Raw genomic sequence first — 22,903 nt, 5'->3', positions numbered from 1 at the left:
CACCGGCCCGGAGGGCCTAGATCCCGACCTTCGACAGGATCGCCGTCATCGCCGCCTGGACGCCGGTGGACAGGGTGGGCTCCGCGACGGGGGCGAAGAACGGTGAGTGGTTCACCGGCACAGGGTTTCCGCTCTCGAGGGTCTCCGCGGTGTGGCCACCGAACATCCAGAACACCGACGGCACGCCGATCGCCTCGGCGAGCAGACCGAAGTCCTCCGAGCCCATCATCGGAGACGACGGCGTGACGTTGTTCTCGCCCAGCACTTTCTGCAGCTCGGCGACGAGTTCGGCGGTGGCGTCGGGATCGTTGTAGTTGCGCGGGAACGTGTACAGCTCCTCGATCAGCGGCTTCGGCGCCCCGGACGCGTCGGCCTCGGCGTAGATGATGCGGCGCAGCGCGGCATTGACCTGCTCACGCACCTCGGGGTCGAGGGTGCGCACGTTGATCGTGAACTCGGCCCGGTCCGCGATGATGTTCTCCTTCAGCCCCGCATGGAACGTGGCGACTGTGACGACCGCCGGCTTCATGGGGTGAACTTCGCGGGACACGATGGTCTGGATGCGGTTGATCATGTTGACGCCCTGGATGATCGGGTCGATCGAATCCTGGGGCTGGGAGCCGTGCGACCCCTGGCCGTAGACGGTGACCTTCAGCGAATCGGCCATGGCCATCGCGTCGCCGCTCGTGACGTGCACGGTGCCGGCCAACATCGGCCCGACGTGCTGCCCGAAGACGATCTCCGGCTTGGGTGCCCGGTCCCACAGGCCGTCCTCGACCATCGCCTTCGCCCCGGCGGCCGTTTCCTCGCCGGGCTGGAAGAGGAACACGATCGTTCCGGCCCACGCCTCCCGCGCGCCTGCGAGCAGTTCGGCGACGGTGAGCAGGGTGGCCACGTGTGTGTCGTGGCCGCAGCCGTGCATCACCGGCACCTCGGTGCCGTCGTCGAGGTGTCCGGTGGCGGCGCTGGCGTAGTCGACGCCGGTGTCTTCCGCGATCGGCAGCCCATCGGAATCGGCGCGGAAGGCCACCGTGGGGCCCTCACCGTTGGTCAGGACACCGACCACTCCGGTGCCGCCGCAGACGAACGTGTCGATCCCGAGGGCGACGAGGGAACTCTGGATCAGCTCGGCGGTCTTGTGTTCCTGCATGGACAGTTCCGGGTGCGCGTGCAGGTGGTAGTAGAGGTCGTGCATCTTCGTCCGCAGCTCGTCGGTGAGCGCAATCGGCAGGTCGGTCATGGAGCCTTCTTTCGAATCAGGTGAAGGTGAGATATCTCCGCGTATCGATTCTTACTCGATGGTCGCGAGCTCGGCCGGGCTCTGGTCGTTCTTGTTCCGCAGGAACCAGGCGAGGACCGCCGTCACGATCACCGCGATGGCGGTGGACGACAGCGCGAGGCTCGGCATCGCCGGAACCACGACGAACGTGACGACCGCGGCCACCAGCAGCGCGACCACCGTGGCCCGGGGCTGCTTCATCGACACGATCGCCTGCACGAGGACCGCCCCCAGGACCGAGGGAAGGATGTAGGAACGGGTGACGGTCACGATGTCGGCGGGAATCACGCTGATCAGCCAGGTGCCGAGCAGCCCCACGAACACGGCCAGGGACACGAGGTGCACCATCGCGGCGCCGCAGATCGCCAGGACCGCAGCCAGTTCGGCCCGCTTGGTTCCCGGTTTGGCTCCGATGTTCGTCTGCGCGATCAGCGCGGCCGGCAACAGCTTGTTCGCGATGTTGCCGATCATGAACGCCTGGTACATCGCGGCCGGGCCGAGGATGGGGAAATAGGTCAGGGGTTCGACCAGCCAGATGATGAAGAATGTCCCGGCCACCGCGGCGAACGCGGTCCACAACTGGCCTGCGGTGACGTTTACCTCACCCGAGAACACCAGGTACAGGGGCGCACCGATCGACAAAAGCAGCCCCACGATCATCGTGATCCGACCCCAGCGGGACGTCGTCTTGTCGAACTCGGCGAGTTCACGCGCGCCGGTGGACACCGTTACGGCTTCGTCGGTAGTCATCGAAAAGTCCTTTCCGTGCGTGTCGTGAATCAGGAGGTGACCAGGTAGGTGACGGTGAGGGCGACGAGGATCGAAATGCCCAGCCCCCATTCACGGAGCCAGCCCTTGCCGAACGTCCGGGCCACGAACAGGCAGATCCCCATTGCGACCGCGGAGGCGGCGAACGCAACGATGTGATAGCTGGACTTCGTGAGTTCCTGGAAGCCCAGCGACGCGAACGCGCCGATCAGGGCCGCGGACGGAACGACCGCCATCAACGCCGGATTCACCGTGCGGATCTTCGCGTCACCCCGCTTGAGCAGCGGGGTGAGGACGAGCGCGGACAGCATCCACATCACGCCGCCGATGCTCATCGCGAAGAATGCGACGACGAAGACGTTCTGGGTGTAGGTGTCGGTACCGAGTTTCGCGCCCATGGAGTCGGCGGCGATGCTGGCCGCGGACACGTCGTACGCGGCGGAACCGATCAGGCCGATGCGGGCCAGGACGGCGGGCGTGCCGAAGAGGGCGAGCAGGGCGATCGCCACGAGGCAGACCGCCAGGGACGGTCCGATCGCCGAGACGGCGCCGGAGCGGAACGAGACTTTCATGTCTTCCGGCGACATGTCCGCGACGGGTGCCACCTTGCGGACCGCGGTCATGTAGATCGCCGACTGCACGACTATGACGACGAAGATGCCGGCAACGGCCACCCAGAGAACTGGCGAGTTGGCGACAGCCATGATGTCCGTGGATGCCCCACTAGCAGTCACATTCATGAATCTCCCAGGGAGAGTGAGCAACCGGTGAACCGATTGCTCGAGCGATGTGAGGGTGATCCGGTGGATCACCTCGGCTGACACCCGCTCTGTTCCGTAACCTGAGAGTTTGGAGACACACTCGTGCGAGTGGTCATCGTGCCCCGTCGGTGAACGTGCCGTTACAGCCGACACGCTGCTCTCCAGAGTTCCCGACCCTGACTGTCCTGGTGCCTGAGAGTTTGTGGGTACTTGCTCCTTCGGCGCCCGGGACACGGTCCCGGAACTCTCCAGCCAGGTTCATAGGGAGAAACCATCGAGATGGTTCCGAATCGAACTGACTCGAGACGTACTGTTCCGCAGACGTATTACGAAAGCATGACTTCACCGTTCCGGCGTGTTAACTCACAGCAGTTCCTGGTCGGAAATCGCCAGTGCGCGTTCGCATGCCGAACACCCCATGTGAGTGGCAAAGCGTGCGCCAGCACACTTTGCCACTCACATGGGGGTCAGCCGTGGACGTGGAGTGGCTTGCCGGCCACTGCCATCAGTGCCTCACCGAGCGCCTCGCCCTGCGTGGGGTGGGCGTGCACGAACTTCGCCGCCTGCGCGGCGTCGACCTCGAAGTTGTAGAGCAGCTGCGCCTCACCGATCAGCTCACCGACACGGTCGCCGACCATGTGCACGCCGACGACGACCCCGGTCGGCGCCACCACGAGTTTGACCGCCCCCGACGTCTTGAGGATCTGGCTCTTGCCGTTGCCGGCGAGGTCGTAGGTGACGGTCTCGACGGTCTCGCCGAACTTCTCCTGGGCCGCGGTCTCGGTCAACCCGACGGACGCGACCTCGGGGTGGGAGTAGGTGACCCGCGGGATGCCGGTCTCGTCGATGACCTCGGGACGGAGCCCGGCGATTTCCTCCGCCACGAAGATGCCCTGCTGGAACCCGCGGTGGGCCAGCTGGAGCCCGGGGACGATGTCGCCGACCGCGAAGACGTTCGGGACCGTGGTGCGCAGTCGATCACTGGTCACCACGAAGCCCTTGTCGAGCATCACTCCGGTCTCCTCGTACCCCATGGACGCGGTGTTGGGTCCGCGCCCCACTGCGACCAGCAGGACGTCGGCGTCGAGTACGTCGCCGGAGTCGAGGGTGACGGACACCGCGTCCTCGTCCTGCGTCACCTCCGTCACCCGCACACCTGTCTTCGCGGCGATCTTGCGGCGGCGGAATGCCCGCTCGAGGTACTTGGAGATCGTCTCGTCCTCGTTCGGCACCAGCCGTGGCATCGCCTCGACGATCGTCACCGACGCACCGAACGACGCCCAGACACTGGCGAATTCGACGCCGATGACGCCGCCGCCCAGGATGATCGCCTTCTTCGGGACGGACGGCAACACGAGAGCCTCGTCGCTGGTGACGACCCGGCCGCCGATGCTGATGCCGGGCAGCGTCTTCGGCGACGACCCCGTTGCCAGGACGACGGCGGCGCCCGTGATCAGCTCGTCGTCGACCTCCACTCCGTTGGGTCCGACCAACCGGCCGCGGCCGTTGACGACGGTGATGCCGTACGAGTCGACGAGGCCCTGCAGTCCCTTGTGCAGTCGGGTGACGATGGTGTTCTGGTAGCTCAGGACCTTCTCGAGGTCGACACCGTCGAACGTGACGTCGATACCGAACTGCGAGGCGGTGCGGGCACTGTCCGCGACCTCGGCGGAGTGCAGCAGCGCCTTCGTCGGAATGCACCCCTGATGCAGGCAGGTGCCGCCCAGTTCGTTCTCCTCGACGAGGATGACCGAACGGCCCAGTTCGGCCGAGCGGATGGCGGCCGCGTAGCCGCCGGAACCGCCGCCGAGGATGACGACATCTGCAGATCGGTGGGACATGGGAACTCCTTGCTGGAACGGAAGAGGGTGGGGTTCAGTGAACTGCGGTTGCGGCGACGGCCTCCGCGTGGAGGCGGCCGGCCCGATAGGAGGAGCGCACGAGCGGACCGGACAGGACGCCGAGGAAGCCGATCTCGCGGGCGATCCCGTCGAGCATGACGAACTCGTCCGGCGTCGCCCACCGTGCCACCGGATGGTGCCGGGCCGACGGCCGCAGATACTGCGTGATCGTGATCAACTGGCAGCCGGCCGCGTGCAGGTCCCGGAGGGCCTGAATCACCTCGTCCGTGGTCTCCCCCATCCCGAGGATCAGGTTCGACTTGGTGATCAGGCCGTCCTCCCGAGCCCGTGTGATCACCTCGAGGGACCGCTCGTACGTGAAGGCAGGGCGGATACGACGGAATATCCGGGGAACAGTCTCCACATTGTGCGCGAGTACTTCCGGGCGGGTGTCGAACACCTTGCGTAGTTGCGCGGCATCGGCGTTGAAATCGGGGATCAGCAGTTCGACGCCAGTGCCCGGGCACAGTTCGTGAATCTGCCGGACCGTCTCCGCGTACAGCCAGGCGCCGCCGTCCCACAGATCGTCGCGGGCGACCCCGGTGACGGTGGCGTACCGAAGGCCCATGGTCTGCACCGACTCCGCGACCCTCCTGGGTTCGCCCCGGTCGAGTGCGGCGGGCCGGCCGGTGTCGATCTGGCAGAAGTCGCACCGCCGGGTGCACTGGCTTCCGCCGATGAGGAAGGTCGCCTCTCGGTCCTCCCAGCATTCGAAGATGTTGGGACATCCCGCTTCCTGGCACACGGTGTGCAGGTTCTCGCGTTCGACGAGGGCGGCGAGGTCCCGGTATTCGGGGCCTGTCCGCATCTGCACCTTCATCCACGACGGTTTGCGTTCGACCGGGGTCTGAGCGTTGCGGACTTCGAGGCGGAGCAGTCGGCGGCCGTCAGGGGCGAGCGGAGCGACGGGGAATCGTTCAGGGGCGAGCGGAGCGACGGGGGGTGACTCAGGCTGTGCAGTCATGGGGGGAACTCCTAGGGCCGGTCGAAACCGGTCGGTATGCGTCGTCGGACCCGCGCGGTGGACAGCGCGGAACCGGGGCAGGCGATTAGGGAGCGCGAGCACACTTCGACAACCGTTGCGGCTGCGGGCATCTGGGCTCTCATCGTCCGGCGTGTGCGGTCACGTCGGAGCGAAGATGCATCGAGGATGCCAAACGACGAGGACTTTTGGCAACACCGTCGGTCCGAGGAGACAAACCCGCGGCGTCTGTGTACTGTTTGGCCAATCACAACTGAAGACGCCGTTGACGCGCAGCGGGAGAACCTCCGTTTCGGAGGCGCCGTAGGAGCAACTTCCTCCCCGGGAATCTCTCAGGCCCCAGTACCGCAGCGCAGAGGCAACTCTGGAGAAAGTATCGGCCGCACGGCCGGAACTTACCGAAGGTGAAGAGCTTGCCGTAGTTGCGGTGCGCCCAAACTCTCAGGTTTCAGGACAGAGCGGGGAGGTGCCCCCTTGTCGATGTCCGGTGCGGTCCGGACTCAACGAAACCGGAGTCACCTCGTGCCAGCAGAACCCCGCACCGCCACCCACGGCGTGCCCCTCACCAGCGACTTTCCGTCCCGCCACATCGGTCCTGACGCTTCCGCGTCGCGGCGGATGCTCGACGCCCTCGGTTACGACAGTCTCGCGAACCTGATCGACAGCGCGGTGCCCGAGCAGATCCGCAGTTCACAGCCCTTGAATCTGCCGACGGCGAGGTCCGAGCAGCAGGTTCTCGCCGACCTGCGCACACTGTCGGAGCGCAACGAGACCCGCGTCCAGATGATCGGCCTCGGATACTCCGACACCATCACGCCTGCGGTGTTGCGGCGGAATATGCTCGAGTCCCCCGCCTGGTACACCGCCTACACCCCGTACCAGCCGGAGATCTCCCAGGGCCGGCTGGAGGCGCTGCTGACGTTCCAGACCGTCATCGAGGATCTCACCGCCCTTCCCCTGGCCGGCGCCTCGCTGCTCGACGAGGCGACCGCCGTGATGGAGGCGGTGCTGCTGATGCGACGCGCGAACAAGTCGAAGCCCGCCACCAACCGCGTCGTCCTCGACGCAGACTGCCTGCCGCAGACGCTGGCCGTCGTCCGGGGACGAGCGAAGGCGGTGGGCATCGAGGTGGTGGTCGCGGAACTGTCCGGGGAGCTGCCCGACGGTGACATGTTCGGGGTGGTCTTCCAGGCGCCCGGTGCGAGCGGCGCGGTGCGCGACCTGGCTCCGATGATCGCCGCGGCGAAGGCGCGCGGCGCGCTGACCACGGTCGCGGCGGACCTGCTGTCGCTGACGATCCTGACGCCGCCCGGCGAGCAGGGCGCCGACATCGCCGTCGGGTCGGCGCAGCGTTTCGGTGTGCCCCTGTTCTTCGGCGGACCGCACGCCGGCTACATGGCCGTGCGCGGCGGGCTCGAGCGCATGCTGCCCGGCCGTCTCGTCGGAGTGTCCGTCGACGTCGACGGGAAGACCGCCTACCGGCTGGCACTGCAGACCCGCGAACAGCACATCCGGCGTGACAAGGCGACCAGCAACATCTGCACGGCGCAGGCACTGCTTGCGAACGTCGCCGCGATGTACGCCGCCTACCACGGTCCGGAAGGGCTGCGCGCCATCGCAAATAGGGTGCACGACCACGCGACGACCATCGCCGGAAGCCTGCGCGCCGCCGGTCACACAATCGTCCACGACAGCTTCTTCGACACGGTTCTCGTGCGGGTCCCGGCGGGTGCCGGGGCGATCGTGGAGTCGGCCGATCGGGACGGCATCAACCTCCGCCTCGTCGACGCCGATCACGTTGCGATCGCCTGCGACGAGTGCACCACCGACGACATCGTCCGGCGGGTGGTCGCCGTGTTCGGTGCGCAGCCGACGACCGTCGCGGCGGCCGAACTGCCTTCGGCACTCGCCAGGACGTCGAACTACCTGCAGCACCCTGTGTTCCACGATCACCGCTCGGAAACCGCGATGCTCCGCTTCCTGCGCACACTGTCGGACAAGGACCTCGCGCTCGACCGCACCATGATCCCGCTCGGATCGTGCACGATGAAACTCAACTCCGCTGTCGAGATGGAACCCATCAGCTGGCCCGGGTTCGCGTCCATCCACCCGTACGCCCCGGTCGCGCAGACGGCCGGCTACCTCGAGCTCGTCGCCGACCTGGAACGCTGGCTCGGCGAGATCACCGGCTACGACCGGGTCTCGTTGCAGCCCAACGCCGGATCCCAGGGCGAGCTGGCCGGGCTGCTCGCGATCCACGGCTATCACGAATCCCGCGGCGACTTCGGACGCAACGTCTGCCTCATCCCCCAGTCCGCGCACGGCACCAACGCGGCGTCCGCGGTTCTCGCGGGCATGAAGGTCGTCGTCGTCGCGACCGCGGAGAACGGCAACATCGACGTGGGCGACCTACGCGCGAAGATCGCGGCGCACGAGGGCGCGGTGGCCGCGATCATGCTGACCTACCCGTCCACGCACGGCGTGTACGAGAGCGACGTGCGGACGGTCTGCGATCTGGTGCACGAGGCCGGCGGGCAGGTGTATGTCGACGGCGCGAACCTCAATGCGCTGGTCGGCCTCGCACAGCCAGGTAAGTTCGGCGGCGACGTGTCACACCTGAACCTGCACAAGACGTTCTGCATCCCGCACGGCGGCGGTGGTCCCGGTGTCGGGCCTGTCGCGGTGCGCGAGCATCTGGCGCCGTTCCTGCCCGGTAATCCGCTGGGCGGCGACGACCTCGGCACCCCGGTGTCGGCGGCCAACTACGGATCGGCCGGCATCCTGCCCATCACGTGGGCGTACATCGCACTCATGGGACCGGACGGGCTGACGAGCGCCACCGAAACCGCGGTGCTCGCAGCCAATTACGTCGCCCGGTCGCTGGATCGGCATTTCCCGGTCCTCTACACGGGCCCGTCCGGTCTGGTGGCACACGAGTGCATCCTCGACCTCCGGCCCATCACCAAGTTGACCGGCGTCACCGCCGAGGATGTCGCGAAGCGATTGATCGACTACGGCTTCCACGCGCCCACCCTGTCGTTCCCCGTCAACGGCACCCTGATGGTCGAGCCGACCGAGTCCGAGGACCTGGCCGAACTCGACCGCTTCATCGAGGCGATGGTGTCCATCCGCCGCGAGATCGACCTGGTCGGCGATGGCGTGTGGCCGCTCGAGCGCAGCCCACTGCGTCAGGCCCCGCACACCGCCGAACAGGTGACCGCGGACGAATGGGACCTGCCCTACCCCCGCCACCTCGCCGCCTACCCCGTCGCGTCGCTTCGCGCCGCCAAGTACTGGCCCCCGGTGCGTCGCATCGACGGCGTCCACGGCGACCGCAACCTCGTCTGCTCGTGCCCGGCGCCCGAGGCCTTCGAGAACACCACCGACATCGACACTTCGGCCATCGCCGAGACCCCCGAGGAGGCCTTCGCATGACCCTCACCACGACGCCCGCGTCCCCGCTGCTCGGCGAGCACGGCGCGCTGGGAGCCCATTTCACCGACTTCGCGGGCTGGCAGATGCCGCTGAAGTACGACAGCGAACTCGCCGAGCACCACGCCGTCCGCAAGACCGCCGGACTGTTCGACCTCTCGCACATGGGCGAGATCGCGGTCACCGGACCCGAATCCGGAGCGGTCCTGGATTATGCTCTGGCCGGCGAACTCTCGAAGATCGGCGTCGGCAGAGCCAAGTACTCCCTCCTGTGCAATGCGGACGGCGGAGTCATCGACGATCTGGTCGTCTACCGTCTCGCCAACGAGCATTTCCTCGTGGTGGCCAATGCGGCCAACGCGCCGACGGTGCACCGCGAACTGGCGGCACGCGTCGAGGGCTTCTCCGCGAACGTCGACGATCAGTCCGCGGAGACCGCACTGATCGCGGTGCAGGGACCGGCCGCGCAGGGCATCGTGCAGTCCCTCGTTCCCGCCGAGCAGGTCGACACTGTGGCGGAGTTGAAGTACTACGCGGTCACGCGCGCGGTGGTCGCCGGCATCGACGTCCTCCTCGCCCGTACTGGGTACACCGGGGAGGACGGCTTCGAGCTGTACGTGCCGAACGAGCTGTCCGTGCCGTTGTGGCGCGCATTGCTCGACGCCACCACGACCCGCGGCGGCGTCCCCGCCGGCCTCGCCTGCCGCGACACCCTCCGCCTCGAGGCCGGAATGGCGCTGTACGGCCACGAACTGAACCTCGACACGAATCCGTACGAGGCCGGGCTCGGCAAGGTGGTCCGGCTGAACAAGGAATTCGTCGGCCGCGATGCCCTGCAGAAGTTGTCGGATCAGTCTCCGCAGCGGGTGCTCGTCGGCCTCGCCGGAAGCGGCCGCCGGGCCGCCCGCGCCGAGTACACCGTGTTGGACGCGTCCGGCGGATCGGCGGTCGGCACCATCACGTCCGGGGCGCTGTCTCCGACGCTCGGGCATCCGATCGCGCTCGCGTTCGTAGACGTCGCGTTCCGCGAACCGGGCACCGAACTCACCGTGGACATCCGCGGCAAGAAGGAACCGTTCGTGGTCACGCCGTCGCCGTTCTACCGCCGCTCCTGAGCCGTTCCCACCCACTTCAGCCCCGAAAGGGTCACACATGTCTTCGCACGCCTTCCCTGACGACCGCAGCTACACCGACGATCACGAGTGGGTCCTGATCGAGCCGGGCGCCACGCTCCCCGACGAGCCGGTCCGCGTCGGCATCACCTCGGTCGCCGTCAACTCGCTCGGCGAGCTCGTCTTCGTCGACCTGCCGGAGGTCGGTGCGACCATCGTCGCCGGCGAATCGTGCGGCGAGGTCGAGTCGACCAAGACCGTGTCCGAGCTGTATCCGCCGGTGAGCGGCCGGGTCACCCTGATCAACACCGCCGCCGTCGACGACCCGGGACTGGTCACCGCCGACCCGTACGGCGAGGGCTGGCTGTTCGCCGTCCAGCCGTCCGCCGCCGGCGAGCTCCTCACCGCGGCCGAGTATGCCGAGAAGAACGGGGTGCAGGCATGAGCGTCCTGAACCGCGATCTCGCGGATTTCGATCCGGACGTCGCCGCACTGATCGGCAAGGAGCTGGGGCGCCAGCGCACCGGCCTCGAGATGATCGCGTCGGAGAACCACGCACCGCTTTCGGTGATGCAGGCGCAGGGGTCCGTGCTGACCAACAAGTACGCCGAGGGGTACCCGGGCCGGCGCTACTACGGCGGCTGCGAGCACGTCGACACGATCGAGCAGCTCGCCATCGACCGCGTCAAGGCGCTGTTCGCCGCCGAATACGCCAACGTGCAACCGCATTCCGGTGCCACCGCGAACGCGTCGGTGATGCACGCGCTGATCAAACCGGGCGACACGATCCTCGGACTGTCCCTCGCCGACGGCGGCCATCTCACGCACGGCATGCGCCTCAACTTCTCCGGCAAGCTCTACAACGTCGCCGCCTACGGGGTGTCCGAGCAGGACTACCGCATCGACATGGACGAGGTGGCGAAGGCGGCACGCGAGCACCGGCCGCAACTGATCATCGCCGGCTGGTCCGCCTACCCCCGGCACCTGGACTTCGCCCGCTTCCGGGAAATCGCCGACGAGGTCGGCGCGTACCTGATGGTCGACATGGCCCACTTCGCGGGTCTGGTCGCCACCGGATTCCACCCGTCCCCCGTCCCGCACGCACACGTCGTCACGTCGACGACGCACAAAACCCTCGGCGGACCCCGCGGCGGCATCATCCTGACCAACGACGCCGCCATCGCGAAGAAGATCAACTCCGCGGTGTTCCCCGGCCAGCAGGGCGGCCCACTGGAACACGTGATCGCAGGCAAGGCAACGGCATTCAAGATGGCGGCCGAACCCGACTTCGCGGAGCGTCAGGAACGCTGCCTCGACGGTGCGAAGGTCCTCGCCGAACGGCTCAGCCGACCCGACGTCAAGGAAGCCGGAATCAGCGTCCTCACCGGCGGCACGGACGTGCACCTCGTCCTGGTCGATCTGCGGGATGCCGCCATCGACGGGCAGCAGGCCGAGGACCGCCTCGACGCGATCGGAATCACCGTCAACCGCAACGCCGTCCCGTTCGATCCGCGGCCGCCGATGGTGACGTCCGGTCTGCGCATCGGCACGCCCGCACTCGCCGCCCGCGGCTTCGGCCGCGACGACTTCGTGACGGTCGCCGACCTGATCGCCCAGGCACTGGTCGCGCCCGCCGACGCGGACACGTCCGGGTTGGCCGCCCAGGTCCGGGTGCTCGCGGACAAGTACCCGCTCTACCCGGGCTTGTAACTCGTGACGATCAGTGTGTTCGACCTGTTCTCGGTCGGTATCGGACCCTCGAGTTCGCATACGGTCGGGCCGATGCGGGCAGCGGGCACGTTCGTCGGCGACCTCGACACACTCGGCCTTCTCGGGGACGTCGCCGGTGTCCGTGTCGATCTGTACGGATCGCTCGCGGCCACCGGCGCCGGCCACGGCACCATGTCGGCGATCCTCCTCGGCCTCGAGGGGTATCGGCCGGAAACCATCGCCACCGAGGAGATGGAGACGCGACTCGACGAGGTGCGGGCGAGTCGGCGGATCCGCCTCGGCGGGACCGCCGACATACCGCTCGCCGAGGACGAGATGGTGCTGCACCCGTTGACGGTCCTCGATTTTCACCCCAACGGAATGACCCTCACCGCCACCGGCGTGACCGGCCGTGAACTGCACGCGCAGACGTACTATTCGATCGGCGGCGGATTCGTCGTCACCGGCGCCGAACCGGAGCTGCCCGTCGACGCGGGCGCGAATTCGCTGTCGTTCGGGTCGGCGCGCGAACTGCTCGCCCTCAGCGAGCACTACGGTCTCACGATCAGCGAGGTCATGCTCGAGCACGAACGCGCCCTCCGGCCCGAGCCGGAGGTCCGGGCGCGGCTCCTGCACATCCGGGACGTGATGGTCGAGTGCCAGCAACGCGGAATCAGCCGGGACGGGTACCTGCCCGGCAGTCTGCGGGTACGCCGCCGCGCCCGCGGCTGGTACGAGCGGCTGAATGAGGAGGATCCGGGTCGTGATCCCGCGTTCGCCGAGGACTGGGTGAACCTGGTGGCGCTCGCCGTCAACGAGGAGAACGCGTCCGGCGGACGGATCGTCACCGCCCCCACCAACGGGGCGGCCGGCATCATCCCGGCGGTCCTGCACTACGCGCTGCACTACACCCCCGCCGGGAAGGCCGACCCGGACGGAACGACGGTGCGATTCCTGCTGGCGGCCGGCGCAATCGGATCCCTGTACAAGGAACGGGCCTCGATCTCCGGGGCCGAGGTGGGCTGTCAGGGCGAGGTGGGTTCCGCGGCGTCCATGGCCGCCGCCGGGCTCGCCGAGATCCTCGGCGGCAGCCCGCAGCAGGTGGAGAACTCGGCGGAGATCGCGATGGAACACAGTCTCGGTCTGACGTGTGATCCCATCGGCGGCCTGGTGCAGATTCCGTGCATCGAGCGCAACGCCATCTCGGCGGGCAAGGCGATCAACGCCGCCCGGATGGCGCTGCGCGGCGACGGCACCCACCGAGTCAGCCTGGACCAGGTGATCGAGACGATGCGGGCCACCGGCGCCGACATGAGCTCGAAGTACAAGGAGACCTCCACCGGCGGTCTCGCCGTGAACGTGTCGGTGAACCTCGTCGAATGCTGACGTAAGTCCTCTAGGGCCAGTGAATGAACGCGGTGCCGGGGATCCGATCGGGATCCCCGGCACCGCGGTCACGCATGTGCGGGCTGCAACAGACCTATTCGGTCGAATCGCTCCGCACGGTCGGAGAGTCGCTGGGTGGTGTCTGCCGCATCGAGGAGCGACAGTTCGCGGTGGAGTACCGCACCCACCCGGGTGCAGAACGCCGTGGATTCGTCTGCCGCGTCCGGTAATTCGGGAATCACCTCGTCCACGATGCCGCTCGCGAGGAGATCGGACGACCGGATTCCCTGCCGGGCGGCCATGTCCGGAGCGTGTGCGATGTCGTGGTGCAGGATCGCGCTCGCACCTTCGGGCGGCAGGGGCGACAGCCAGCCGTGCTGGGCCGCGAGCACCCGATCGGCCGGGATCAACGCGAGCGCGCCGCCACCGGTGCCCTGCCCGAGCAGCAGGGAGATGGTGGGGACGTCCAGCGAGACCATATCGGCGATGCAGCGGGCGATCTCACCGGCCAGACCGCCTTCCTCCGCCTCCTTCGACAACGCCGCGCCCGCGGTGTCGATGACCGTCACCAACGGCAGATTCAGTTCCGCCGCCAGCCGCATTCCCCGGCGGGCTTCCCGCAGAGCGCCCGGGCCGAGTGGCGACCGCGTGGTCTGCCCTCGACGGTCCTGCCCGAGCAGGACGCACGGCATGTCACCGAACCGGACGAGAGCGAGGATCAAGCCCGGATCGACCTCACCCTGACCGGTTCCGTTGAGCGGAAGAACATCCGACGCGGAGTGGAACATCACCTCCCGCACACCGGGCCGGTCCTCGCGGCGCGAGGCGACCACCGAATCCCACGCGGGGACGTCCGGCAGACTCTCGGGCACGGGGGCGTCGGCGAGCGCCGGCCGGCAGGCACGGCTGGAGGTTATGATGCGCAGCGCGCGGTCGACGATCTCGGCGAGCTGATCCGGCGGCCGCACCGCGTCGATGAGTCCGTGCGCGTGCAGGTTCTCGGCGGTCTGGACCCCCGCCGGGAACGGCGACTCGTACAGCGCCTCGAACACGCGCGGTCCGAGGAAACCGACGAGCGCTCCGGGTTCCGCGATGGTGACGTGCCCCAGCGACCCCCAGGACGCGAACACTCCGCCGGTCGTGGGGCTCCGCAGGTAGACGAGGTACGGCAGGTGCGCCTCCTTGTGCTTGATCACCGCCGCCGTGATCTTGACCATCTGCAGGAACGCGGTGGTTCCCTCCTGCATTCGCGTGCCACCGGACGTGGGCAGGGCGAGCAGCGGAAGGCGTTCGCGCGTGGCGCGCCGGATCGCGGCGACGAGACGCTCGCCTGCGGCCACTCCGATGGAGCCGCCGAGAAAGCCGAATTCGCAGACGAGGATTGCCGTTCGGCGGCCACGGATGGTGGCCACTCCGGTCAGCACCGCCTCGTCGAGGCCGGTCTTCTCCTGTGCGCGAAGAAGTTCGTCGGCGTACTCGGGGTCCGCCGCGACCTGGATCGGGGGCGTGTCCCACGACTCCCACGTGCCGGCGTCGACTACCAGGTCGAGCAGTTCGGGAGCGGTCAGGCGAGCCATCAGCTGCACTCTTTCAGCCACGACAGCACGGTGTCGTTGTCCGCACCGAGGACCGGTGGTGCGGTGTGCCGGGTCTCGGTGACCTCGGTGCCGTCCGGTTCGAAGAACCGCAGGGGCGGGCCCGGCAGCGTGATGTTGCCGAGTGTGCGGTGGTCGACGTCGACGAGCAGTCCCTGCGACTTGGTCTGCTCCCATTCGTAGACTTCGGAGATCGTCCGGACGCGTCCCGCGGGCACCCCGATGCGGTCGAGTTCGATGAGAAGTTCGTCGCTGGTGTACGCGCCGAACGCGTCCTCGACCAGTTCCAGGACCTGCTTGTGGTTCTCGACGCGTTCGGGATTCGTGGCCATTCCGGGGGTTTCCGGATCGAGGTGGAAGCCCGCGCAGAACCGCTTCCACAGTCCTTCGCTGCCGACCGAGATCTGGACGGCGCCGTCGGCGGTGCGGAACAGCCCGTAGGGCGAGATCGACGGATGGTGGTTGCCCTGCGCCTCACCGACCTCGCCGGCGACGGTCCACTTCGTCCCCTGGAAGGCGTGCACGCCGACGACGCTGGCCAGCAACGACGTTCGCACGACGCGGCCCCGTCCGGTGCGCTCACGTTCCTGCAGGGCGGCGACGACGCCGAACGCCCCGTACATGCCGGCGAGCAGGTCCGCGATGGGCACGCCGACGCGCTGGACGTCGTCGGGATTGGGGCCGGTCAGCGACATCAGTCCGGCCTCGCCCTGCGCGATCTGGTCGTACCCCGCGCGTCCGCCTTCGGGTCCGTCGTGACCGAAACCGCTGATGGACAGGACGACCAGGCGCGGGTTCAGCTCCGCGAGCCGTTCGGTGGTGAATCCCAGGCGGTCGAGGACGCCGGTGCGGAAGTTCTCCATGAGGACGTCGGCGCGCCGGACGAGGGATTCGAGGGTGGCCCGTCCGTCTTCGGCCTTGAGGTCGAGGGTGATCGACTTCTTGTTCCGATTCGCGGACAGGAAGTACGTCGATTCCCGCTTGGCGTCAGCAGGGTTCACGAAGGGCGGCCCCCATCCGCGGGTGTCGTCGCCGCCGTGCGGGGTCTCGATCTTGATGACGTCGGCGCCGAGGTCGCCGAGCATCATCGCCGCGTGGGGGCCCGCGAGTGCGCGGGTCAGATCGACGACGACCACTCCTTGCAGCGGACCTGTGCGCTCCATCGTGTTCGTGGACATGTGAAACCACCCGTTACTTCCTGGCGAGAGCCGCGAGAGCTGGACTGTTGGTGCAGTGACCTAGTGGACTAGCCAATTAAATGAAACATCTGATTCGGCCGATGTCAAGAGGTGAAAAGTCGATGCAACGACGCGGGGAGGCGGGCCGGTCGCCTCCCCGCCGGCCGTCAGAGCCAGCCGGGCACCACGAGAATCGCCCAGGCCACGAGTGGCCCGATGGCCACGACGAGGGCGCTGTACTTCAGGATCTGCTTGTAGAAACGGTCTCGATCGACATTCTGTGCGTTCGCGAGGACCAGCGCTCCGTTGGTCGAGAACGGGCTTACGTCCACGATGGTCGAGGAGATGGCAAGCGCGACGATGACGCCCACCGCGCCCACCTCGCCGGCGAGGAGGAAGGGGACGGCGAGCGGAATGGTCGCTCCCAGAATCGCCGTGGACGACGCGAATGCGGAGACGATGGCCCCGATGTAGCAGAGCAGAAGAGCGACGAGAAGAGGCATCCCCAGGCTGGCCACCGCGTTTCCGACGTACTCGACGGTTCCCGCCTCCTGCAGGACCCCCACGAAGGTGAGCACGCCGCCGATGAGCAGAACCGTCGACCAGCTGATCTGCGCGATCGCACCCTTCTGCGCCTTCGGCGAGGCGAGCGCCAGGACGACGGCCACCGTCATCGAGATGAACCCCACGTCCAGGTCGAGGATCAGCGAGAACACCGCGAGCGCGGCGAGACCGACCAGAGTGAGGGCCTGATCGAATGTGACTCCGGGGCGTGCGGGTGCGCCCGCGAGGGCCGGCGTCGGGCGCACCTTGGTCGCGGTGGCCCCTCCGGACCCCGAGTCGCCTCCGGTCGCGGGCACTCCTCCGCCCGAACCACCGGCGCCGCTTCCTACCGTGTCCTCGGCGCCGTCGTCGTGCACGCTGCGCCCGATCAGGTCGCGTCCGCCCAGGAAGACGAACAGGAGCACCCCGATAGCGGCGTTGAACAGGAGGCTTCCGAGGAACAGGGTGAGCGGGCTATTGGTCAATCCCGCCTTGGACGCGATGTCGTTGACCGTGACGCCGTAGATGCTGATCGGCGAGAATCCGCCCGCCTGGGCTCCGTGCACGACCATCATGCCCATCAGGAGAGCGTTGATCTTGTAGCGGGCGGCGAAGCCGAGGGCAATCGGCGCGACGATCGCGACCGCGGCGGGGCCGAGCGCGCCGATAGAGGTGAGTACCGCCGTGATCCCGAACATCACCCAGGGGATCAGCGCGACACGTCCGCGGACCAGCCGGACCGCCCCGCGGACCATGAGGTCGACGGTCCCGTTGTTCTGGGCGATCGCGAAGAGGTAGGTGATGCCGACCAGCGTCAGGAACAGGCTGCTGGGGAATCCGGCGATGATGTCGTCGCTGCTCATGTGCAGCGACAAGGTTCCGACGAAGAAGGCGGCAACGAAGCCGAGAGCGCCCATGTTCACGGGCAGCACGGTCGCCGCCAGGAACATGACAGCGAGCGCAAGTATGGGGATCAACTCGGTCGACATGAAAGTCTCCGGTTCTGTGGCAGTGGCAACTGGTCTCGACCGCCGCCGGCGAGCAAATTGACTCAGTGGCAGATTGGCCTAGCCACTTCATAAAAGCAGTGTCGTGGATCACTGTCAATAGGAACTGTGGATGCGGTTACATGCCTGTGCGAGATACCGTGGAGTAGTTTCAGTGGAATGGAGAGTGGGTGGCCCAGTGGCTGAGCAACTGCGTCCGGTAGCACGACCGCGGCTGTACGAGGTGATCGTCGAACAGCTCTGCGCTCATATCGCCGACCACGAGATGACGCCGGGCGACCGACTCCCCGCCGAGCGTGAACTCGCCGCTCAACTGGGCGTGAGTCGCGCTTCCCTGAGTCAGGCGCTCGTCGCCCTCGAGGTACAGGGCGTGGTGTCGGTCCGGCACGGGGACGGTGCCGTGCTCGTCCGCCGCCCCATCGAGGAACGAGCCGTCAAGGCGCTGCGCGAACACGCCGATCGTCTCCCCGAGGTGATCGAGGCCCGCGAGGCACTCGAGGTGAAGCTTGCCGGGCTCGCCGCCGAGCGCCGGACCGACGCGGAAATGGCGGCGATCGATGCCGCCCTCGCGACGATGGAAGCCGAGATCGCCGCCGGCGATCGCGGCGTCGTCGGCGACGAACAGTTCCACGAGGCCATCACCGTCGCGGCGCACTCGTCACTGCTGGCCAAGCTGATGCACGAGATTTCCGGGCTGATCCGGGAGACCCGGATCGAATCCCTGTCCCAAGCAGAACGCCCGCGGGCCTCGCTCGAAGGGCACCGCCGCATCGCGACGGCGATTCGAGACCAGGACTCCGCGGGCGCTTCCCGTGCGATGGCCGATCACATCCGGATGGTGTCCGACGTCGCGCTGCTGCGCGAGGGCGGATAACCGGGTCTACCCGCCGACCACCGACTGCGGCCGGTGGGCACCGAGGATCTCGTCGGTGTCGGCGCCGAGTACCGGCGGCGCGGACGTCAGACGCGGGCGCTCGCCTGCGAAACTGACCGGGAACGCGATCTGCTGCAGGCTGCCCAGCGTCGGGTGGTCGACCGTGCCGATCATCCCGAGTGCCGCAGTGTGCGGGTCGGCGTAGATCTCGTCGAGGTGCCGGATCGGTGACACGGGCACGGCGTGAGCGGCGAGTGTGTCGCACCAGTGCTCCACGGTTCCCGACGCGAAGGCCGTCGACAGTTCCCGCTCGAGATCGGAGCGATTCGCGACGCGGTCACGGTTGCGCTCGAATCGCGGGTCTGTCGTCAGGTCTTCGCGTGCGATCGCGGAGCACAGGCTCCCCCACTGAGTGTCGTTGCCCACCGCGAGGACGAAGTATCCGTCGCTCGCGGGAAATGCTTGGTACGGAGCGAGATTGGGATGACCGGAGCCCAGCGCGCCGGGACGCTCGCCGGTCGCGAAGTAATTGGTCGCCCAGTTCACGTGCAGGGCGAGCTGGCATTCGAACAGTGACGTCGTCACGTACTGGCCTCGGCCGGTCCGCGACCGCTCCACCAGGGCAGCGAGCACTCCGATCAGACCGAAGAGTGCCGCCCCCAGATCACCCATCGCGAATCCTGCCTTCATCGGCGCCCCGCCCGGCTCACCGGTGAGAGACATCAGCCCGCCTGCGGCCTGCGCGATCATGTCGTAACCCGGTTCGTCGCGCAGCGGACCGTCCTCGCCGAACGCGGAGATGTGCAGCACGACCAGATGCGGGTACCGCTCGGACAGCGTCCGGTAGTCGAAGATTCGCTGCAATCCGCTGCCGGGCTTGAAGTTCTCGACGACGACGTCGGTCTCCTCCAGGATGCGATGGATGACGTCCTGTCCCTCTTCCGATTTGAGGTCGACGGTCACCGACTTCTTGCCCCGGTTGATCGCGAGGTAGTACGTGGCGTCGGGGCCGACGAACGGCGGACCCCACGACCGTGTCGGGTCGCCGCCGTCGGGGTGTTCGACCTTCGTGACGTCGGCGCCGAGGTCCGCGAGCGACATGGTGGCGTACGGTCCCGCGAGGATCTTCGAGAGGTCCAGCACCCGCACACCCGCGAGGGGCGCCGGGCCGGTGTGGGTGGTGTTCACAGGAGAACTCCTGTCGCAGAGTCGGATCGGGGTGCGGCGGTCTGAGCGGCATCGGCGGTGACATCGGTGTCGTCGACGACGGCAGCGAGGTGGTCGAGGGCAGCCCCCGGGAGATGTCCGGTGTCGCCGGACAGGTAGGCGTTCGCGACGAGCAGCGACCGGTAGCCGCTGCCCGAGGTGATCGCGAAGTCGGCGAGGTCGTAGAGCAGGGTGGCCATCGCCGCCCGGGCCAGCTCGTTCGCGTAGCGCGCGCATCCGGCCTGCGCGGTGTCGTCGTCGCCGGCGACCAGCAGATCGCCTTCCTCGACCAGGTCGTCCCAGCGTCGGCGGAGAACGTCTGCGCCGGTGCCGCAGTCGGGTCCGAGTCCGGCGAGGATGCCGCGCATCGTGTCCGCCAGCCGGCGATGCGCATCGAGCTTGCGCATGCACCGCAGCACGTCCAGGGCGATGACGTTGCTCGACCCTTCCCAGATCGACCCCAGGTGGGCGTCGCGGACCAGGCGCGCGTGGGCCCATTCCTCGATGTAACCGTTGCCGCCCCGCACCTCCATGGCCTCGCCGGTGACCACGCGCGCCCGCTTGCAGATGTAATGCTTCGCGAGCGGGGTGAGGACCCGGATCAGGGCACGCGCGGAGTCGTCGCCGGCGTCCGCCGCCTGCAGACACTGCGCGCTGTACGCCACCAGGGCGAGCGCCGCCTCGGCGTCGAGGGCGAGCGGCAGCAGGGTTGCCCGCATCAGGGGCTGGTCGAACAGGGCCTTGCCGAACACGACCCGCTCCCGGGTGTGGTCGACTGCGTCCCGCACGGCTCGTCGCATCAGCGCACTCGACCGCATCGCGTTCGACAGCCGCGACGTGTTCACCATCTCGGCCATCTGCCGGAACCCGCGGTCGAGTTCGCCCACCTGAAGGGCGTACGCACCGGCCAGCGACACTTCACCGCTGGGCATCGAGCGGGTGCCGAGCTTGTCCTTCAGCCTGTCGATCGTGTAGCTGTTGCGGTCGCCGTTCGCCAGAACCTTGGGCACCATGAACATTCCGACGCCGCGGGTGGACTGGTCGTCGCCGCCGGGGAACCGGGCCAGGGTCACGATGACGTCGGCGTCGGGATTGGACGCGAACCACTTCTTCCCGGTCAGCCGCCACGCGTCGCCGTCACGCTCGGCCCGGGTCTCCGTGCGGGCGATGTCGGTGCCGGCCTGCGGTTCGGTCATGAACATCGCACCGGTCATCGCGCCGTCGGGGTCCGTCGACGTCAGTGCGTCGATCCACGGTCCGAACACGTCCGGGTCGCCGAACATGCGCAGCGTGCGGGCGGAAGCATCCGTCATCGACACCGGGCACGCCAGCCCGAACTCGGCCTGCACGAACACGTACGACGCGAGGTACTTCACCAGGTGCGGTGGGACGTCGTCCCAGCCGTGCAGGCCGCCGCGGTGCGACAGTGCCGACAGTCCGTATTCGCTGTAGGCGGCTCGGCACAGTTCCTGGTAGGAGGGGTGGTACGCGATCCGGTCGATGCGTTCGCCGTCCCGGTCGAACTGCTGCAGCACCGGCGGATTCTTGTCGGCGGTGGCGGCGAGGGCGTCGAGCCGGTCGCCGGCGTCGGCGCCCAGCCGGTCGAGCAGGGTGTTCAGCTTGTCGCGGTCCGACGGTGCGGTCCACCGGTCGACGACGGCGCGCAGGGCGGGATCGGTGTGAGCGAAATTCATGAGTGGGCAGCATCTTTCCGGGTCGAGGTGTGTTCGGGGCGGGGCTCGGCGTCGGCCCGGTCCGAGCGGGCTTTCCCGCGGCGGAGCAGCAGCGTCATGCAGGCGAGCGAGAGCACGACGTAACCGAGTCCGAGGGCGACGACCGGCCAGATCGAGTCGGTGTGGGTGAGCAGGAACTGGCAGAGCATCGGGGCGGTTCCGGCGAAGATCGCCGTCGACAGCTGATACGACAGCGAGATTCCGGTGTAGCGGACGTTGGTCGGGAAGACCTGGGCGAGGATGCCGGCGAGCGCGGCGTAGTACATCGCGTGCGGCGCGGTGGCCAGCACCATGCCGAGCATCGCCAGGGGCACCGACCCGGTCTGCACGAGGAGGAACATCAACGGCAGCAACACGAGTTCGGGCAGCAGCATCCACCGGACCGCCCGCGACGGATCGATTTTCGTGGCCAGCACGGCGCCGAACGGCTGCACGAGTACCTGCGCGACGAGCGCGATCGTGATCACGAGGAGGAAGTCCCCGCGGTCGAATCCGAGGTCGGCGGTGGCCCACGCGAGTGCGAACGTGGTCTTCACGTAGGTGATGGCGACACCCGCGACCACGGCCCCCACGCCGAGGGCGAGTTCGACCGGGTGCGAGCGCAGTACCTCGACGAGCGGCATCCGGGTGCGCTCCTGGGCGACGACGGCCTTCTTCATCTCCGGCGTCTCCGAGATCCGCAGCCGGATGTACAGCGCGACGACGACGAGCGCGGCGGACGCGAGGAACGGCAGACGCCAGCCCCAGGACTCGAACACGCTGTCCGACAACAATGTCAGCGCCAGGAACGCGAGGGTCGCGAGCAGATTGCCGACGGGCGATCCCTGCTGCGCGAATGCGCCATACAGCACCTTCTTGTTCGGTGGCGCGAATTCGGTGGCGATGAGCACGGCGCCACCCCACTCACCGCCCATCGCGATGCCCTGGACCACGCGGAGCGCGACGAGGAGGATGGGCGCCCAGATCCCGATCTGCGAGTAGGTGGGGAGGCAGCCGACGCCGACCGTTCCGATCCCCATCAGGATCAGCGTGATGATGACGGCGTTCTTGCGGCCGAACTTGTCGCCGAAGTGGCCGAACACGATCCCGCCGAGTGGGCGGGCCACGAAGCCGATCGCGAACGTCGCGAATGCGGCGAGGGTGCCCACCGCGGGCGAGGCGTCGGGGAAGAACAACCGGCCCAGCACGAGTGCGGAGGCGGTGCCGTAGATGTAGAAGTCGAACCACTCGATGGTGGTGCCGACGAACGCGGTGACACCGGCCTTGCGGGCCTGCTTGGTGCTGTATTCGGGTGGTGCCGCGTCGCGGCCGGGATTCGGGTTCACGGTTCTCCCTGACTTTCGTGGGGCGTCACGCCGACGCAGAGGTGGTGTGCATCACTATGGTCGGGATTCCGTGTAGAGTCCAAGACTTAATTCAGCTTGTTTAGGTGATTC

At 67.8% G+C, this 22,903-nt stretch carries 17 protein-coding genes and 3 riboswitches; of the genes, 6 read left to right on the top strand and 11 right to left on the bottom strand.

The window, feature by feature from the left end:
* Window positions 1-16: 16 nt before the first annotated feature.
* The 5 genes from AC1D1G_RS12050 to lipA all read right to left on the bottom strand — a co-directional run bounded on the left by AC1D1G_RS12050 (window position 17) and on the right by lipA (window position 5,673).
* The gene (locus AC1D1G_RS12050; protein WP_283351210.1) at window positions 17-1,240 is read right to left on the bottom strand and encodes an amidohydrolase; all 1,224 of its coding nucleotides are present in this window, start codon (window positions 1,238-1,240) and stop codon (window positions 17-19) included.
* A gap of 51 nt (window positions 1,241-1,291) precedes the next feature.
* Window positions 1,292-2,029 carry a hypothetical protein gene (locus AC1D1G_RS12045; protein ID WP_317568667.1) on the bottom strand — a complete coding sequence of 246 codons (738 nt, stop codon included), beginning with the start codon at window positions 2,027-2,029 and terminating at the stop codon, window positions 1,292-1,294.
* 29 nt (window positions 2,030-2,058) lie between these two features.
* A complete protein-coding gene (locus AC1D1G_RS12040; RefSeq protein WP_317568666.1) occupies window positions 2,059-2,787 on the bottom strand; it encodes a DUF5058 family protein in 729 nt (242 codons plus the stop codon).
* A gap of 87 nt (window positions 2,788-2,874) precedes the next feature.
* Window positions 2,875-2,975: riboswitch (glycine riboswitch) on the bottom strand.
* Between the two features lie 3 nt (window positions 2,976-2,978).
* A riboswitch (glycine riboswitch) is annotated at window positions 2,979-3,070 on the bottom strand.
* A 205-nt stretch (window positions 3,071-3,275) separates the two neighbouring features.
* Window positions 3,276-4,649, bottom strand: a complete 1,374-nt coding sequence (lpdA, locus tag AC1D1G_RS12035; protein ID WP_317568664.1) for a dihydrolipoyl dehydrogenase — start codon at window positions 4,647-4,649, stop codon at window positions 3,276-3,278.
* Between the two features lie 34 nt (window positions 4,650-4,683).
* Window positions 4,684-5,673: a lipoyl synthase gene (lipA, locus tag AC1D1G_RS12030; RefSeq protein ID WP_477952278.1), complete on the bottom strand. Its 990-nt coding sequence runs from the start codon at window positions 5,671-5,673 to the stop codon at window positions 4,684-4,686.
* 284 nt (window positions 5,674-5,957) lie between these two features.
* Window positions 5,958-6,049: riboswitch (glycine riboswitch) on the top strand.
* A gap of 122 nt (window positions 6,050-6,171) precedes the next feature.
* Between lipA and gcvP the strand changes: the two genes are divergently transcribed.
* Genes gcvP through AC1D1G_RS12005 form a run of 5 tightly spaced genes read left to right on the top strand, consistent with a single transcriptional unit; the run spans window position 6,172 to window position 13,331 of the window.
* A complete protein-coding gene (gcvP, locus tag AC1D1G_RS12025; protein WP_411194583.1) occupies window positions 6,172-9,126 on the top strand; it encodes an aminomethyl-transferring glycine dehydrogenase in 2,955 nt (984 codons plus the stop codon).
* Entirely contained in the window at window positions 9,123-10,238 is a 1,116-nt protein-coding gene (gene gcvT, locus AC1D1G_RS12020) for a glycine cleavage system aminomethyltransferase GcvT (RefSeq protein ID WP_317568662.1), read from the top strand. The genes gcvP and gcvT overlap by 4 nt, the downstream gene beginning before the upstream one ends.
* A 37-nt stretch (window positions 10,239-10,275) precedes the next feature.
* Window positions 10,276-10,680, top strand: a complete 405-nt coding sequence (gene gcvH, locus AC1D1G_RS12015; protein ID WP_317568661.1) for a glycine cleavage system protein GcvH — start codon at window positions 10,276-10,278, stop codon at window positions 10,678-10,680.
* On the top strand, window positions 10,677-11,945 hold the full coding sequence (gene glyA / locus AC1D1G_RS12010; RefSeq protein WP_317568660.1) for a serine hydroxymethyltransferase: 1,269 nt from the start codon (window positions 10,677-10,679) through the stop codon (window positions 11,943-11,945). The genes gcvH and glyA overlap by 4 nt, the downstream gene beginning before the upstream one ends.
* 3 nt (window positions 11,946-11,948) lie before the next feature.
* Complete coding sequence (locus AC1D1G_RS12005; protein WP_317568659.1) at window positions 11,949-13,331, top strand: L-serine ammonia-lyase; 1,383 nt, start codon at window positions 11,949-11,951, stop codon at window positions 13,329-13,331.
* Window positions 13,332-13,399: 68 nt separating this feature from the next.
* Here AC1D1G_RS12005 and AC1D1G_RS12000 read toward each other — a convergent pair whose 3' ends face one another.
* The 3 genes from AC1D1G_RS12000 to AC1D1G_RS11990 form a co-directional block, all read right to left on the bottom strand.
* Complete coding sequence (locus AC1D1G_RS12000) at window positions 13,400-14,908, bottom strand: carboxyl transferase domain-containing protein (protein ID WP_317568770.1); 1,509 nt, start codon at window positions 14,906-14,908, stop codon at window positions 13,400-13,402.
* Window positions 14,908-16,104, bottom strand: coding sequence for a CaiB/BaiF CoA transferase family protein (locus AC1D1G_RS11995; protein ID WP_317568658.1), 1,197 nt, complete (start codon window positions 16,102-16,104; stop codon window positions 14,908-14,910). Before AC1D1G_RS11995 ends, AC1D1G_RS12000 begins: the two co-directional genes overlap by 1 nt.
* A 167-nt stretch (window positions 16,105-16,271) precedes the next feature.
* Window positions 16,272-17,636: an SLC13 family permease gene (locus AC1D1G_RS11990; RefSeq protein ID WP_477952277.1), complete on the bottom strand. Its 1,365-nt coding sequence runs from the start codon at window positions 17,634-17,636 to the stop codon at window positions 16,272-16,274.
* A 196-nt stretch (window positions 17,637-17,832) separates the two neighbouring features.
* Between AC1D1G_RS11990 and AC1D1G_RS11985 the strand changes: the two genes are divergently transcribed.
* The gene (locus tag AC1D1G_RS11985; protein WP_283332231.1) at window positions 17,833-18,528 is read left to right on the top strand and encodes a FadR/GntR family transcriptional regulator; all 696 of its coding nucleotides are present in this window, start codon (window positions 17,833-17,835) and stop codon (window positions 18,526-18,528) included.
* A gap of 6 nt (window positions 18,529-18,534) precedes the next feature.
* Here AC1D1G_RS11985 and AC1D1G_RS11980 read toward each other — a convergent pair whose 3' ends face one another.
* Genes AC1D1G_RS11980 through AC1D1G_RS11970 form a run of 3 tightly spaced genes read right to left on the bottom strand, consistent with a single transcriptional unit; the run spans window position 18,535 to window position 22,792 of the window.
* Window positions 18,535-19,716, bottom strand: a complete 1,182-nt coding sequence (locus tag AC1D1G_RS11980) for a CaiB/BaiF CoA transferase family protein (protein ID WP_477952275.1) — start codon at window positions 19,714-19,716, stop codon at window positions 18,535-18,537.
* Complete coding sequence (locus tag AC1D1G_RS11975; RefSeq protein WP_477952274.1) at window positions 19,713-21,428, bottom strand: acyl-CoA dehydrogenase family protein; 1,716 nt, start codon at window positions 21,426-21,428, stop codon at window positions 19,713-19,715. The genes AC1D1G_RS11980 and AC1D1G_RS11975 overlap by 4 nt, the downstream gene beginning before the upstream one ends.
* Complete coding sequence (locus AC1D1G_RS11970) at window positions 21,425-22,792, bottom strand: MFS transporter (protein WP_477952273.1); 1,368 nt, start codon at window positions 22,790-22,792, stop codon at window positions 21,425-21,427. Before AC1D1G_RS11970 ends, AC1D1G_RS11975 begins: the two co-directional genes overlap by 4 nt.
* Window positions 22,793-22,903: the final 111 nt, after the last annotated feature.

The sequence above is a fragment of the Rhodococcus sp. P3_B8 genome, assembly GCF_056402775.1.
The sequence above is the reverse complement of the archived record's forward strand: the minus strand, read 5'-3'. Positions and strand labels throughout refer to the sequence as shown.

Excerpts from the sequence above, each read along its gene's own strand:
- AC1D1G_RS11995 (WP_317568658.1), bottom strand. The coding sequence starts at position 16,104 with ATGTCCACGAACACGATGGAGCGCACAGGTCCGCTGCAAGGAGTGGTC.
- AC1D1G_RS12040 (WP_317568666.1), bottom strand. The coding sequence starts at position 2,787 with ATGAATGTGACTGCTAGTGGGGCATCCACGGACATCATGGCTGTCGCC.
- AC1D1G_RS12050 (WP_283351210.1), bottom strand. The coding sequence starts at position 1,240 with ATGACCGACCTGCCGATTGCGCTCACCGACGAGCTGCGGACGAAGATG.
- gcvH (WP_317568661.1), top strand. The coding sequence starts at position 10,276 with ATGTCTTCGCACGCCTTCCCTGACGACCGCAGCTACACCGACGATCAC.
- AC1D1G_RS12045 (WP_317568667.1), bottom strand. The coding sequence starts at position 2,029 with ATGACTACCGACGAAGCCGTAACGGTGTCCACCGGCGCGCGTGAACTC.
- lpdA (WP_317568664.1), bottom strand. The coding sequence starts at position 4,649 with ATGTCCCACCGATCTGCAGATGTCGTCATCCTCGGCGGCGGTTCCGGC.
- gcvP (WP_411194583.1), top strand. The coding sequence starts at position 6,172 with ATGTCCGGTGCGGTCCGGACTCAACGAAACCGGAGTCACCTCGTGCCA.
- glyA (WP_317568660.1), top strand. The coding sequence starts at position 10,677 with ATGAGCGTCCTGAACCGCGATCTCGCGGATTTCGATCCGGACGTCGCC.
- AC1D1G_RS12000 (WP_317568770.1), bottom strand. The coding sequence starts at position 14,908 with ATGGCTCGCCTGACCGCTCCCGAACTGCTCGACCTGGTAGTCGACGCC.
- lipA (WP_477952278.1), bottom strand. The coding sequence starts at position 5,673 with ATGACTGCACAGCCTGAGTCACCCCCCGTCGCTCCGCTCGCCCCTGAA.
- AC1D1G_RS11975 (WP_477952274.1), bottom strand. The coding sequence starts at position 21,428 with ATGAATTTCGCTCACACCGATCCCGCCCTGCGCGCCGTCGTCGACCGG.
- AC1D1G_RS11990 (WP_477952277.1), bottom strand. The coding sequence starts at position 17,636 with ATGTCGACCGAGTTGATCCCCATACTTGCGCTCGCTGTCATGTTCCTG.
- gcvT (WP_317568662.1), top strand. The coding sequence starts at position 9,123 with ATGACCCTCACCACGACGCCCGCGTCCCCGCTGCTCGGCGAGCACGGC.